The 12,992-nt window shown below is 70.9% G+C and carries 9 protein-coding genes and 1 pseudogene; all 10 read right to left on the bottom strand.

Annotated features, from left to right (window positions below):
• Positions 1–309, bottom strand: a pseudogene (locus tag GXP76_RS28820) (zinc ribbon domain-containing protein); the annotation flags it as partial.
• Positions 310–312: 3 nt separating this feature from the next.
• Positions 313–3,099 carry a serine/threonine-protein kinase gene (locus GXP76_RS28815; protein ID WP_242574548.1) on the bottom strand — a complete coding sequence of 929 codons (2,787 nt, stop codon included), beginning with the start codon at positions 3,097–3,099 and terminating at the stop codon, positions 313–315.
• A gap of 82 nt (positions 3,100–3,181) precedes the next feature.
• The gene (locus GXP76_RS28810; protein ID WP_242574547.1) at positions 3,182–4,510 is read right to left on the bottom strand and encodes a hypothetical protein; all 1,329 of its coding nucleotides are present in this window, start codon (positions 4,508–4,510) and stop codon (positions 3,182–3,184) included.
• A 126-nt stretch (positions 4,511–4,636) separates the two neighbouring features.
• Positions 4,637–5,713, bottom strand: a complete 1,077-nt coding sequence (locus GXP76_RS28805; protein ID WP_242574546.1) for a glutamate ABC transporter substrate-binding protein — start codon at positions 5,711–5,713, stop codon at positions 4,637–4,639.
• An 11-nt stretch (positions 5,714–5,724) separates the two neighbouring features.
• Complete coding sequence (locus GXP76_RS28800; RefSeq protein WP_374362954.1) at positions 5,725–7,125, bottom strand: hypothetical protein; 1,401 nt, start codon at positions 7,123–7,125, stop codon at positions 5,725–5,727.
• A gap of 346 nt (positions 7,126–7,471) precedes the next feature.
• Positions 7,472–8,476 (bottom strand): N-acetylglucosamine kinase, encoded by a 1,005-nt coding sequence (locus GXP76_RS28795; RefSeq protein WP_242574545.1) that lies wholly within the window; start codon positions 8,474–8,476, stop codon positions 7,472–7,474.
• Entirely contained in the window at positions 8,473–9,747 is a 1,275-nt protein-coding gene (locus GXP76_RS28790) for a 6-phospho-beta-glucosidase (RefSeq protein ID WP_242574544.1), read from the bottom strand. The genes GXP76_RS28795 and GXP76_RS28790 overlap by 4 nt, the downstream gene beginning before the upstream one ends.
• Before the next feature lie 8 nt (positions 9,748–9,755).
• On the bottom strand, positions 9,756–10,664 hold the full coding sequence (locus GXP76_RS28785) for a carbohydrate ABC transporter permease (protein WP_242574543.1): 909 nt from the start codon (positions 10,662–10,664) through the stop codon (positions 9,756–9,758).
• A gap of 2 nt (positions 10,665–10,666) precedes the next feature.
• On the bottom strand, positions 10,667–11,635 hold the full coding sequence (locus GXP76_RS28780) for a carbohydrate ABC transporter permease (protein WP_242574542.1): 969 nt from the start codon (positions 11,633–11,635) through the stop codon (positions 10,667–10,669).
• A 19-nt stretch (positions 11,636–11,654) separates the two neighbouring features.
• Positions 11,655–12,989 (bottom strand): ABC transporter substrate-binding protein, encoded by a 1,335-nt coding sequence (locus GXP76_RS28775; RefSeq protein WP_242574550.1) that lies wholly within the window; start codon positions 12,987–12,989, stop codon positions 11,655–11,657.
• Positions 12,990–12,992: the final 3 nt, after the last annotated feature.

Below are 12,992 nucleotides of genomic sequence, written 5' to 3'. Positions count from 1 at the left end.
CCCGGACAGCGGCACTCCGGTCGAGTCGAGTCCGGGCAGCTCACCGGGCAGATGCACAGGGGCGGGCGTGTTCGTGCCGTCCCCGTCGGCGGCGGCCGGCCAGTCGACGGCGCCCGAGGAGCCGGCCCCCGACGTGGCCCCGGCCGGCGCCGGGGCGCCGTTGATGACCATCGTGGGGTGGTCGTCCGGGGGCGGGGGCACGGCCGACAGGTCGTACCCGCACGCACCACAGAACAGGTCGCCCGACTCCAGCGGCTCCTCGCAACCGGGGCACCTCGAAAGGGCTGTCGGCTGGTGCATCTGCGACATCAATCACACCCACGTCCGGGGGCGGAAGCGGTTGGCCCGCTCCACCAGGTCGATCCTCTCCTCGCCACGCTGAGCGAGCCGGGCAAGCACCCGGTACGAGCGTTCCAGTCCCAACCGCAGACCGCGCTCGTCCAGTTCACTGCCGAGCAGCGTGGTCTGTCCGGGCCGATTCCCTGGACCACCGGAGAGTACCCAGTCCAGAGCCGTGCCCAGTACCTCTGTGGACAACTGCTCGCGCCGCATCGCGTCCAGACCGAACTGGCCCAGTCGCGAGATCTGGTCGGCGGCGGCCCGCAGATCGTCGATCAGCGGCGCGTCCGCCGTGACCCCCGCCGCGGGGGAGGGCCACTGCGAGCGCAGGTCACGGCGGCGCAGCCGGGACCGTACGGCCGCGATCCTGGCCGCCGTGTAGTGGATCGACGCCTCGGGGACCGACTCCAGCGTCCGTACGGCGCCGGCCCGGTCACCCGCCGCGTTCTGCACCCGGGCGAGACCGAAAGCGGCGCTGACATAGCTCGGATCCGTCATCCATACGAGGCGGTAGTACTCGGCCGCGTTGTCGAGCTGGCCGAGCACCTCGGCGCAGACACCGAGCGCCAGCTTCGGCGCGGCCTCGCCGGGGAACGCGTCGTAGATCGCGTCGAAGGAGAGCGCGGCGATCTCGTGCTCACCGGTCACGAGCGAGGCCAGACCCCGGTACCAGACGACCCGCCAGTCGTCGGCGTGGCGCGCTTCGAGCTCGGTCAACGCCTCGGAGGCCGTGACCAGTTCACCCATCTCCAGCCGGGCGCGCAGCTCACGCAGCCGGCGCTCGACGGAGTCGGCGGGAGCCGCCGCGAGCGCGGAGATCAGCTCGGCGGGGGCCGAGGCCATCAGACCGGCCAGGAAGCCGGCGTTGGGGTCGTTCGCGTCGACCCGGGGCACCGGCAGCGCCAGTGCGGTGGCGCCCGCGTCGATGCGCGCGAGCGGGGCGCCGGTCTCCAGGAACTCACCGGCGGGGGAGCCGGGGACACCGGCGCCCGGCGCCGTCCTGGGGGCCGGGACGCCGCCTTGGCCGCCGCTCCCGGGCGGGAGTTGGGGCGGTGCCCCGAAGGGAGCCGGGGGCGGCGGCATCGCCGGCCGGCCGGGCAGCGGTACGGGCGCGCCGTTGCCCGCCCCCGGCGGGAGCGGGGCGCCGCCCGGGAAGCCCGAGCCGAGCGCGGCCCCGTTCGCCGCGCCGTTCGCGCTCGCCGCCGTCTTGTCGCGGCGCCCGAACAGACCGGCGCGCACCGGCTCCGGGCGCAGCCCCAGCCGTGACACGTCCTGCGAGGTGTCGGCGAACAGCCGCGTGTCCGTGACGCGCAGTTCCGTCCCGAACTGCGTCGAGAGCGCCGGCCGAGGGCGCCCCGTCTGCAGTGCGACGACCTCCCGCAGCACTCCGGTCAGCTGCTCGGCCATCTCCTGCGCCGAGGCGAACCGCCGCGCCGGATCGGGGTCCGTGGCCCGTACCAGCAGCCGGTAGAACGACTCGTACTTCCGGAAGACGTCGATGTTGTCCGGGTCGGGCAGCGAGTCCACGAACACGTTCGTGTACCCCTGGAAGTCGAACGTCAGCACCGCGAGCGTGCGCGCCACCGTGTAGAGGTCGGAGGCCACCGAAGGGCCCACCTCGGCGACCTCCGGCGCCTGGTAGCCGACGGTGCCGTAGATCGCCGACTCCTCGTCGTCCATCCTGCGGACCGCGCCCATGTCGATGAGCTTGAGCTGGTCCTCGGACTGGATCGCGTTGTCGACCTTGAAGTCGCAGTAGAGCAGATTGCGGCTGTGCAGATGCCCGAGGGCCTCCAGCGCCTCGATGCCGTACGCGCACGCCTGCTCGACCGGCAGCGGGTCGCGCTTGCCGTCCGGGGCGCGCCGCTCGTTGGCGATCTCCTTGAGCGCCTTGCCGCCCACGTACTCCATGACGATGTAGCCGTCCATGGAGCCAGTCCGCTGGTCGAGATGTTCCACGAAGTTGTAGATGCGGACGATGTTGGAGTGCTCGATCTCCGCGAGGAACCGCCGCTCGGAGATCGCCGCCTCCATGGCGTCCTGGTCGCCCGTGTCGAGCAGACCCTTGAGGACCACCCAGCGGTCGGAGACCGCGCGGTCGACGGCCAGATAGATCCAGCCCAGACCGCCGTGCGCCAGACAGCCCGCGACCTCGTACTGCCCGTGGACGATGTCGCCCGCGCGCAGCTTCGGCACGAACGAGTACGGGTGGCCGCACTTGGTGCAGAAACCCTCCGTACGCCCCGGCCGCTCACCGCGCGAACGGCCCACCTGCGCCCCGCAGTCGGAACGCGAGCAGTACCGCTTGCGCTCCGGGACCTCCGCGCTCGCCATCACCGCCGAGCGGGGATCGGGCCTCGGCACGTCCGGTACGGAGACGAGGCCCGCGCCGAGCCGGTTGCGTCCCGAAGCGGCGGTGGCGTTGCCGGAGCTGCGGACCGAGACCGAACGGCTGGAGAGCCGGCCGGAGAGCGAACGCGACAGCCGCCCCGAGACCGAACGCCGCGACGTCGAGGAGCGCGAGGAGGAGCGCGACGACGCGCGGGACGAACCGCTGCGCGCCGAGCCGCTGCGTGCCGAACCGCTGCTCGGGCCACTGCCCTTGCCCCCGCCGGTGATCCCGGTCGGCGGGGACGACACCATGCCGGTCGGCGAGACGACCGGTGCCAGACCGCAGGTGTCGCAGTACAGCTCACCGCCGCCCATGTCCTCGTAGCCGCCCTCGCAACCGGGGCGCTGGCAACTCCTCGTCCCGCTCATCGGTCCCCCCGTTCGCCCACGTCGTTCGTACCGTTCGTGCCGTCGATGCCGCCCGGTCTCCCGATCACTGTCCTGTCGGCGCTCACGCGTTCCCCCTGTGGTCGGTGGGCCCCGGCTGCCGCTGGGCCAGTGCGTCGGCCGCCGCCCGCTGGTAGCGCAGCACCGCCTGCTCGGCGACACGCAGATCGCAGGGGGCGCTCCAGAGCATCCGGCGGGCCGCGTCGTAGCGCTCGGTCAGCATCAGGTCCTCGGCGAGCCCGTGCCTGGCGACCTTCGCCTTGTACGCGTCGAGCCTGCCGCGCAGCTCGGCCCGCACCGCGAGCGGGGCCGTGACGGCCGTCAGCGACTCACGGGCCCGGTGCAGTTCGTCCTCCGCCTCGCGCTCCAGGGACTCCAGCAGCGGGGAGAGGCGGTGCCACTGCGCGTGTCTGCGGTACTCGGCGGCCGTCGACAGCCGCTCCTGGAGCGCCGTCGGCGGACCGCTCACCGCGGGCACCTCGGACGCGGCGATCTTCGCCAGCACCTCGCCGCGGGCCGACCGCGCCTCGGTGAGCGTACGGTCGGCGCGCGAGAGCACGTCCCGCAGCCGCAGCAGCCGCGCCTCCGAGTCCTGCCGCACCGTCAGGACGGCGTCGATCTCCCGGCGTACGTCCTCCAGAGCGCGGGCCGCCCGGTCGTAGCGCTCGGTGTCGGGCCGGCCGCCGCCGGGCGCCGAACTGCCGTGCACCGGCTGCCAGAAGGCCAGTGGATCGGAGATCACCTGGGCACGCAGCGTGGACAGCTCGTCGGTGATCGACTCCAGTTCGTCACCCGCCGGGTGCTCCCCGGGCCGTACCCCCGCGGAGTGCGCCAGTGACCGGGTGCGGTTCAGCTCGGCGGCGAGCAGGTCTATCCGGGCGGGCAGCGCCGACCAGACGGAGTCCGACGCCACGACCATGTCCAGCGACTGCGCGTACAGCTCGTTCATCCGCGCGACCAGCTCGGCGAGCGTGAACTGCTCGGAGAGCTTCGCCGGTCCCGCGATCGACGGGGCGGCGGTGGCGGAGCCCGCGACCGTGACGCTGCGGCCCCGCAGCTTCTCGGTCAGGTCCACCAGGTCCTGCTGGTTGAGCCATCGCAGCCGGGCGCGGGCCTCACGGGCGCCGCGCAGGGCGGCGGCGTAGGCGTCGAAGTAGCTCCACAGAAGGGTGATCGTCTGTTCGGTGGTGGCCCAGCGGTCCTTGGTGACTCCGGTGAGGGAGGCTCCTTCGAGCAGCCGCCGGCCCGCGTGGTCCTGGAGGGCGAGCAGGGACGTCTCGATCGCCTCGTGCTCCGCGCCGAGGCGCGCGAGGGCACGGTCCGCCTCGTCCCGGTCCATGGCAGGACCGGCGGACTTCCCCGTCGGACCGGGGAAGGAGCCCGCGTCGCCCATCGATCACCTCTCCGCTCTGTCCTGCGACCGCCGGCGCCGTTCTCCGCCTCCGGTACGCGATCTTCCGTTCTGGTTCCGCCACTTCGAAGCGCCGGTGCCCGGACCTCCGGTCCCCGGCCTCGGTCCTCAGTCTCTGTACTTGGCCTTGGGCGCCGCGGTTATGCCTGGCAGACCGGCTTTCAGCCACCGGTCGTACGACCGCATCCAGAGACTGCCGGCGCCGCCCGCGCGGTAGTCCTCCAGGACCTGGTTGACCCGGCGCACCAGATCGTCGCTGCCGAGCTTGGCCGCGACGCCGTAGTACTCCTCGGTGAACGGCTCGCCCACCAGCTCGACCGCAGGGTCCTGCGCCGCCTGGCCGGCCGCGAGCGCGTTGTCGGTGACGACCGCGTCGACCTCGCCCATCTGGAGCCGCACCAGGCAGTCCAGCTGGTTCGACACCGTCAGCTTGTCCTCGTCCTGGTCGGTCTCGTCGTGCTCGTCCTTGAAGACGGCGCCGTACGACTCCTCCACGAGCTGGTCGTACGCCGTCGAGCCCGACGCCGAACAGACGCGCTTGCCGGACAGCGACTCGTTGTACCCCGTGATGTCCGATCCCGTCGGAACCAACACCTGCTGGCCCGCCTGGAAGTAGGCGGTGGAGAAGGAGACCTTTTCCAGGCGCTTGCAGTTGATCGTCATGGTCCGTACGACCAGGTCGACCGTGCCGTTCTCCAGGGACTGTTCACGCAGATTGGTGGGAATGGCGCGGAAGATGATGTCGTCGGGGGAGCCGAGGATGTCCTTGGCGATCTCCCGTGCGAGATCGATGTCGAAACCCTCGATGGTGCCGGTGGCGGGGTTGCGGTACCCCCAGCTGAAGCTGTTCTGGTCGATGCCGACGATCAGCTTGCCCTGGGCCTTGATGCGTTCGAGGGCCGGTCCGTCCGCGCCGCCGGGCCGCAGACTGCGCTCCGGCTCCTCGCAGTCCGGCGCCGCCGCGGCGGCGGGCGCGGCCTCGGCCGTGACCTGCCGGGGCTCCCCGCCCTCGCCGGTCCGGCCGTCACGGGACAGCGGCAGAAGGGCGAGCGTCGCCGTCAGCGCGACGGCGGCGGCGACCGTGACTCCCGTACGGCGGGCGGCCGGACGACGGTCGGTCCCCCGCGGCCGGTACGGCTCGCGCGGCCCGTCCGTGCCCGTCGGGTCCGTGGTGTCGGCTGTCATTCCTCCCCCTGTCACCGGTACTCCGAAAGCCTGCGGTTGATGCCCAGGATCGCGCCCACCGCACCGAGCAGCGCCAGTACGACGGCCCCGATCGACAGGCCCGTCAGCGCGTCCCTGCCGGAGTCGGCGGCGTCGGTGAACTCGCGCTGCTCATGGCCGATCGCCTTCTCCAGCGCGTCGTCCACCTGGTCGAACGACTCGCCCGTCGAGTCCTTGTCGCCGATGACCATCGCCAGCGCGCCCTCGTAGTCACCGGCCCTGTCGGTGTCGTTCGCCGACTTGTGCAGCTTCTGCCACTCGGTGGCCGCCGCGCGGGCGGCGCCGACCGGCCGGGAGCCCTCGCTGTCGTCGGCGAGCTTGCGCGCCCTGTCCAGCGCGGCGTCGAGCTGCTTCATGTTGGCCTGGTGATCCGTCTCGTACCGGTCGCTCTTGCCGTCCTTCGTCAGGACGGCGCCGCGCGCGACCAGCGTCAGGTTCTCGTTCGCGCGCGCCTTCAGCGAGCTGATCCGGGCGTCGTTGAGGACCGTCAGCGACGACTGGCCGTGCGCGTGCGCGTCGTTGAGCTGCGTACGCGCCACCGTGTGGCCCACCGCGAGCCACAGCAGCACGACCGCGGCGGCGGCCGTCGCCGCCAGCAGACCGTGGTTGAACACCCTGTTCGTCCGGTGGTAGTTGCGCCGCTGCGCCCAGGCCAGCACACCCAGCGCCACGACACCGGCGGCCAGGGACAGGAAGGGCCACGCCCGCGCGTCCCCCTGGTCCCGGTCGAGCTGCGCCGTCTCCGACGCGTACAGCTTCTCGGCCGCCGGCAGGATCTCCTTCGTCATCTTCTGGTTGGCGTAACGCAGATAGGCGCCGCCCAGCGGCAGTCCCTGCCGGTTGTTGGCCCGCGCGCGCTCGATCAGCCCCGTGTAGAGCGGGAGTTGTTCGTTGAGCGTGGCGATCTGGCTGCGCGACTCGCTGGAACCCTCCGTGTTCGCCGCGGCCTTGACCAGCAGCAGGGACGCGGTCTCGATGTCGTCCTTGTAGAGCTGCTGCACCTTCGCCGGTTCCTGCGCGCCGGCCAGGAAGCCGCTCGCGGCGGCCGTGTCGGCGCCGGCCAGCGAGCGGTAGATGTTCGCCGCGTCCGCGCTCAGCGGCTGGCTGCGGTCGACGACGTCGTCGGCCGCGACGGACCGGTCGCCGACCTCGAAGGCCGTCACCGCCCCGAACACCAGGACCAGCAGGGCCAGCAGGGCTCCGATGATCTGGAGCCGGCCGGGCTCGGTCGTCGCCGCCGCGCGCAGGCGCTCCTTGCCCTCGGCCCACGCGCCGTGCCGCGCGGGTGGTGGCTCGGGTGGTGGAGCCGACGGCGCGGGCGTGTGCGGCGGTGCCGGAACAGGCGCTGTGCGCACATTCGGCGGGTATGTCACTTGACCTCCCCCTAGGTCCTGTCGACGGCGTCGCGCTCTTCGGCGGACCGTGGGACGACTCCCGGCCAGAAGTATGGCCGCAGGGACCGGTGTCCACACAAGCCTTGACTGGATCTTGTGCGGACGGAGCCTGCCGACGGAACACGATCTCCCCGGCGTGCTCCCCCCATTGAATACGTCAGGAACCCGTGATCGGTTCCCACTCGTGCGGGTCCGATCACGGGTCCGGAGGGTGGACGCGCCCCGGTGCGACACCGATACGCCCCGCGCGCGCCCGGCGCGGGGCGCCCGCGCTCGCACCGGTTTCCGACTCCGGGCTTCGGGGACTTCCGGCGGGAACGGCCCGTCAGGCGTAGTGCGCGCGCAGCCTGGCGTGCGCCTCGGGCCCGGCGCCGGTGTGATCCAGCCCGAGCAGCGCGGCACCGAGCACCGGCTGCGCCGTCACCACCCCCACCACGGCCTTCGGCGCGCGGGCCGCGAGCAGTTCCCGGATCCCGTCGTCCAGCCGCGGGTGCCTCGCCGCCAGCACACTGCCGCCCAGCAGCACCGGCACCTCCTCGTCGAGCAGCCCCAGCCGCTCCAGCGCCACCCCCGCCAGCGCCACGACCTCGCCGGCGAGCCGGTCGACCACCGACCGGGCCACCGCGTCGCCCGCCGCGGCCGTCGCGAAGAGGACCGGCGTCAGCTCGTGCCTGCGCCCGTACGGGATCTGCCCCAGATGAAGCGCCTCGATCAGCGCGTACATCGAGTCGAGGCCGAAGTGCGCCGGCACCGTACGCATCAGCTCCGTCGCCTCGCCCCGCCCGTCCTCGGCGCGCGCCGCGAACCACAGCGCCTCCTCGGAGAGCCCGGAGCCGCCTCCCCAGTCGCCGGAGATCCGGCCGATCGCGGGGAAGCGCGCCGTACGGCCGTCCGGCAGCATGCCCACGCAGTTGATGCCCGCGCCGCACACGACGGCGACGCCGCGCGGTTCGGCGCCGCCGGGCAGCCCGGCACGCAGTATCGCGAAGGTGTCGTTGCGCACCTCCGTGGTACGGCCCCAGCCGCGCCGCTGCACAGCCGCCGCCAACTCCCGCTCCTCCACCGGGAGATCGGCGTTGGCCAGACACGCGGAGACATGCCCGGCGATGGCCTCCGTACGGAGACCGGCGTCGGCCGCCGCGTCGGCGACGATCGCGGCGAGCCGGTCGATCGCCGGTTCCACGCCCACGACGGGCGGCTGGAAGCCGCCGCCGCGGGCCGCGCCGAGCACGTACCCGTCCGCACCGATCACGGCCACATCGGTCTTGCTGTTCCCGGCGTCGACGGCCAGGACGCTCCCGCGTCCCGCCGCCGGCTCGGTCCGGCTCATGCCCACGCGAGATGCTCCCGGTTGTGCGCGATCAGTCGGTCGGTGAGGCCCTCGGCGTACTCGTACTGACCGATCAGCGGGTGGGCCAGCAGCGCCTTGTACACGCGGTCGCGGCCACCGTGCAGCGCGGCGTGCAGCGCCAGGTCCTCGTACGCGCTCACGTTCGCGATCAGCCCCGCGTACAGCGGGTCGACCTCGGCCACGGGCAGCGGCTTCGCCCCTGAGGCGTCGATCCTCGCCTGGACCTCGATCACCGCGTCGTCGGCGAGGGACGGCAGGGTGCCGTTGTTGTACGTGTTGACGACCTGGACCGGGCTGCCGCCGCTGCCCGCGTCACCCAGCAGCGAGGCGGCGAGATCGACCGCGGCCTCGCTGTAGAAGGCGCCGCCGCGCCTGGCCAGCAGTCCGGGCTTCTCGTCCAGTGCCGGGTCCCCGTACATCTCCAGCAACCGGGCCTCCATCTCGGCCACTTCCGCGGCCCGCGACGGCTTGGTGCCCAGCTCCCGGACGACCTCGTCGTGCGCGTAGAAGTAGCGCAGGTAGTAGGAGGGCACCACCCCGAGGGTGTCGAGCACCCGGCGCGGCAGCCGCAGGTCGTCCGCGATCGCGTCGCCGTGCTCGGCGATCAGCCGGGGCAGCACGTTCTCGCCGTCGGGACCGCCGAGCCGCACGCTCCTCTCCCAGGTCAGATGGTTGAGCCCGATGTGCTCCAGATGGACGGCCGAGGGGGCGACGTCCAGCAGCTTCGCGAACTTCCGCTGGAAGCCGATCGCGACGTTGCACAGCCCTATCGCCTTGTGCCCGGCCTGGAGGAGGGCGCGCGTCACGATCCCCACCGGGTTGGTGAAGTCGATGATCCACGCGTCCGGGTTGGCGCGCCGTACCCGCTCGGCGATGTCCAGCACGACCGGGACCGTGCGCAGCGCCTTGGCGAGTCCGCCCGCGCCCGTCGTCTCCTGGCCGACGCAGCCGCACTCCAGCGGCCATGTCTCGTCGCCCAGCCGCGCGGCCTGCCCCCCGACGCGCAGTTGGAGCAGGACGGCGTCGGCGCCGGCGACGCCCGCGTCCAGATCCGATGTCGTGACGATCGTGCCGGGGTGCCCCTGCTTGGCGAAGATCCGCCGCGCGAGACCGCCCACCAGCTCCAGCCGGTCGGCCGCCGGGTCGACGAGCACGAGCTCACTGATCGGGAGCGTGTCCCTCAACCGGGCGAAGCCGTCGATCAACTCAGGTGTATAGGTGGACCCGCCACCCACTACTGCGAGCTTCATGTGTGTTGCTAGCCCTTCACTCCGGTCAGTGTGACGCCCTCGACGAAGGCCTTCTGTGCGAAGAAGAAGACGAGGATCACGGGGGCCATGACCAGTACGGTCGCGGCCATGGTCAGATTCCAGTCGGTGTGGTGCGCGCCCTTGAAGGATTCCAGCCCGTAACTGAGCGTCCAGGCCGCCGGGTTCTCCGACGCGTAGATCTGTGGACCGAAGTAGTCGTTCCACGCGTAGAAGAACTGGAACAGCGCCACCGCGGCGATGCCCGGCTTCGCCATCGGCAGGACGACCCTGATCAGGGTACGGAACTCGCCGCAGCCGTCGACGCGGGCCGCGTCCAGATACTCGCCCGGGATCGTCAGCAGGAACTGCCTCAGCAGGAAGATGGAGAACGCGTCGCCGAACGCCATCGGGATGATGAGCGGCCACAGGGTGCCCGACAGGTCGAGCTGCTTCGCCCAGAAGAGATACATCGGGATGATGACCACCTGGGGCGGCAGCATCATCATCGAGATGACGAGCATCAGCGACAACTGCCGCCCGCGGAAGCGGAACTTGGCCAGCGCGTACGCCACGGGGATCGAGGAGACCACCGAGAGGAGGGTCCCCAGCCCCGCGTACAGCAGGGTGTTCCTCCACCAGGTCAGAAAGCCCGGCGTGTCGAAGACCTTGGTGTAGTTGCCCCACTCCCAGCTGTTCGGGGTGAGGTCGCGGGTGAGCGCCTGCTGGTCGCTCATCACCGAGGTGAGGAAGAGGAAGACGAACGGCAGCACGAAGAACAGCGCCGCCGCCACACCGAGCGCGTGCACGGCGATCCAGTGCAGCACCGCCTTGCGGCGCGCGGTACGGGCCGCCGGTGTGCGGGCGACCTCCGCCGGCCTTACGGGCCGCTCGGGCGCGTCGAGCAGTTGTGGGGTCATGGTCAGTCACCCGTTCCGATCAGTCCGCCGCGACGCCGCATCAGGAACGCGGTGAAGACCATGGCCAGGGCGAACAGGACGAGCGCGACGACGCAGGCGGCGCCGTAGTCGAAGCGCTGGAAGCCGAGGTTGTAGACGAGCTGCGGCAGGGTCAGCGTCGACTTGTCGGGGTAGCCGGGCTCGAACTGCTGGCCCGAACCGCCGATCACCCCTGAGGCGACCTTCCCCGCCACCAGGGGCTGCGTGTAGTACTGCATCGCCTGGATCACCCCGGTGACCACGGCGAACAGCACGATCGGCGAGATGTTCGGCAGCGTCACGTAGCGGAAGCGGTGCCAGGACGACGCGCCGTCCAGCTCGGCCGCCTCGTACTGCTCCTTCGGCACGTCGAGCAGCGCGGCCATGAAGATGACCATCAGATCACCGATGCCCCAGACGGCCAGCGCCGTGAGCGCCGGCTTGGACCAGGAGGCGTCGTTGAACCAGCCGGGCGTGGGCAGTCCCAGGTCGCCGAGGATGGTGTTGACCGGCCCCGTACCGGGGTTGAGGAGGAACACGAAGGCGAGCGTGGCCGCGACGGGCGGCGCCAGGTACGGCAGGTAGAACAGGGTCCGGAAGACCCCGGTGCCCGTCTTGATCCTGGTGATCAGCATGCCGACGCCGAGACCGAACACGACCCGGCAGGTGACCATCACCAGGACCAGCCACAGGGTGTTGCGCAGCGACGGCCAGAACATCGGGTAGTCGCTGAAGACGTAACTCCAGTTCCCGAGCCCGTTCCAGACAGGGGAGTTGAAACCGTCGTACTTCATGAAGGAGAAGTAGACGGTCGACACGAGCGGATACGCGAAGAAGACCGTGAACCCGATCAACCAGGGCGACATGAACGCCACCGTCCGCAGTGCTCTTCTTCTGCGCTTCGCCGCAAGGCTGCTCCCGCGGCGCTTCGAACGGAGCGTGTTGCCGGACATCAGCCGGTTTCCCCGCCTGCTACTTGGCCTGCTCGATGTCGCGGTCGATCTGCTTCGCGGTCTCTTCCAGGCCCTTCTGGAGGTCCTTCACGGAGCCCTTCTCGTACTGGTAGCCGAAGTCCTGGAGCGTCGTCTGGTACGTCGAGCCGTTGATCGCGCCGTCGGGGGTGCTGGACTCCGGGTGCTGCGCGATGTCGAGGAACGTCTTGAAGCGGGGATCGAACTTCAGGTCGGGCGACTTCAGCGCGGCCAGCGTGGAGGGCACGTTGCGGATGCCGTTGGCGAACTCCACGACCGCCTTCGTGTCGGTGGTCATGTACTTCACCAGCTCCCACGCGGCGTTCTGCTTCTTGCTCTGCGGTGCTATGCCCATGATCGTGCCGGAGAGGAAGCCCTTGCCGTAGCTGTCGGCCTCGTCGTCGGCGACGGGCATCGGCGCCACGCCGATCTCGAAGTCGGCGCCCGCGTCCTCGGCCATGCCGAGCCGCCACTCGCCGTCCAGCTGCATCGCGACCTGACCGGTGTGGAAGGGGTGCTTGGCGCCCCACTCGTCACCGAAGGTGGAACGGAACTTCTCCAGTTTGGTGAAGCCGCCGAGGTCCTCGACGAGCTTCTTCTGGTAGGTGAACATCTCGGCGAAGGCCGGGTCCTTGGCGATGTTGGACTTGCCGTTCTCGTCGAAGTACGCGTGGTCCCAGCTCGACATGTAGTGGTCGACGACCGTCTCGTAGCCGTGGTAGGTCGGCATCATGCCCACCTGCTCGTAGCTGTCGCCCTTGGGCTTCGTGAGCTTCTTCGCGACTTCTGCCAGCTCGGACATCGTCTTCGGCGGGGCCGTGATGCCCGCCTCCTTGAAGGCGTCCTTGTTGTAGTACAGCCCGTAGGCGTCGCTGAGCAGCGGCAGCGCGCAGCGGTCGCCCTCGAACTCGGTGTACTGGAGCAGCACCTTCGGGAACGTCTTCGCCAGGTCGATCCTGTCCTTCTTTATGAAGGGGGCGAGGTCGGCGAACGCGCCGGACGAGCAGAACTTGCCCACGTTGGAGGTGGTGAAGGACGACACCACGTCGGGGCCCTTCGAACCGCCCGCCCGCAGCGCCTGGTTGAGCTTGTCGTCGTTGATGTTGCCGACGACGTCGACCTTGATGTTGGGGTGGGCGTCCTCGAAGCGGCCGATGTTCTCCTTGATCGCCTTCACTTCGGAGGGCGCGCTCCAGCCGTGCCAGAAGGTGATCGTGGTCTTGGCGTCGGGGTCGTCCGTCGCGGAGTTGCCGGACTGCCCGGTACACGCGGCGGTGAGGACGGACAGCGCGGCGACCGCGACGGCGGAAGCGGTCAGACGGCGGTTTCTGGGCATGAC

It is taken from the genome of Streptomyces sp. NP-1717 (assembly GCF_022695985.1).
Classification (GTDB): Bacteria; Actinomycetota; Actinomycetes; order Streptomycetales; family Streptomycetaceae; genus Streptomyces.
Note: the sequence above shows the minus strand (reverse complement) of the source record. Positions and strands in the feature narration are given on the sequence as shown.

Excerpts from the sequence above, each read along its gene's own strand:
- GXP76_RS28805 (WP_242574546.1), bottom strand. The coding sequence starts at position 5,713 with ATGACAGCCGACACCACGGACCCGACGGGCACGGACGGGCCGCGCGAG.
- GXP76_RS28810 (WP_242574547.1), bottom strand. The coding sequence starts at position 4,510 with ATGGGCGACGCGGGCTCCTTCCCCGGTCCGACGGGGAAGTCCGCCGGT.
- GXP76_RS28790 (WP_242574544.1), bottom strand. The coding sequence starts at position 9,747 with ATGAAGCTCGCAGTAGTGGGTGGCGGGTCCACCTATACACCTGAGTTG.
- GXP76_RS28785 (WP_242574543.1), bottom strand. The coding sequence starts at position 10,664 with ATGACCCCACAACTGCTCGACGCGCCCGAGCGGCCCGTAAGGCCGGCG.
- GXP76_RS28795 (WP_242574545.1), bottom strand. The coding sequence starts at position 8,476 with ATGAGCCGGACCGAGCCGGCGGCGGGACGCGGGAGCGTCCTGGCCGTC.
- GXP76_RS28780 (WP_242574542.1), bottom strand. The coding sequence starts at position 11,635 with ATGTCCGGCAACACGCTCCGTTCGAAGCGCCGCGGGAGCAGCCTTGCG.
- GXP76_RS28775 (WP_242574550.1), bottom strand. The coding sequence starts at position 12,989 with ATGCCCAGAAACCGCCGTCTGACCGCTTCCGCCGTCGCGGTCGCCGCG.
- GXP76_RS28815 (WP_242574548.1), bottom strand. The coding sequence starts at position 3,099 with ATGAGCGGGACGAGGAGTTGCCAGCGCCCCGGTTGCGAGGGCGGCTAC.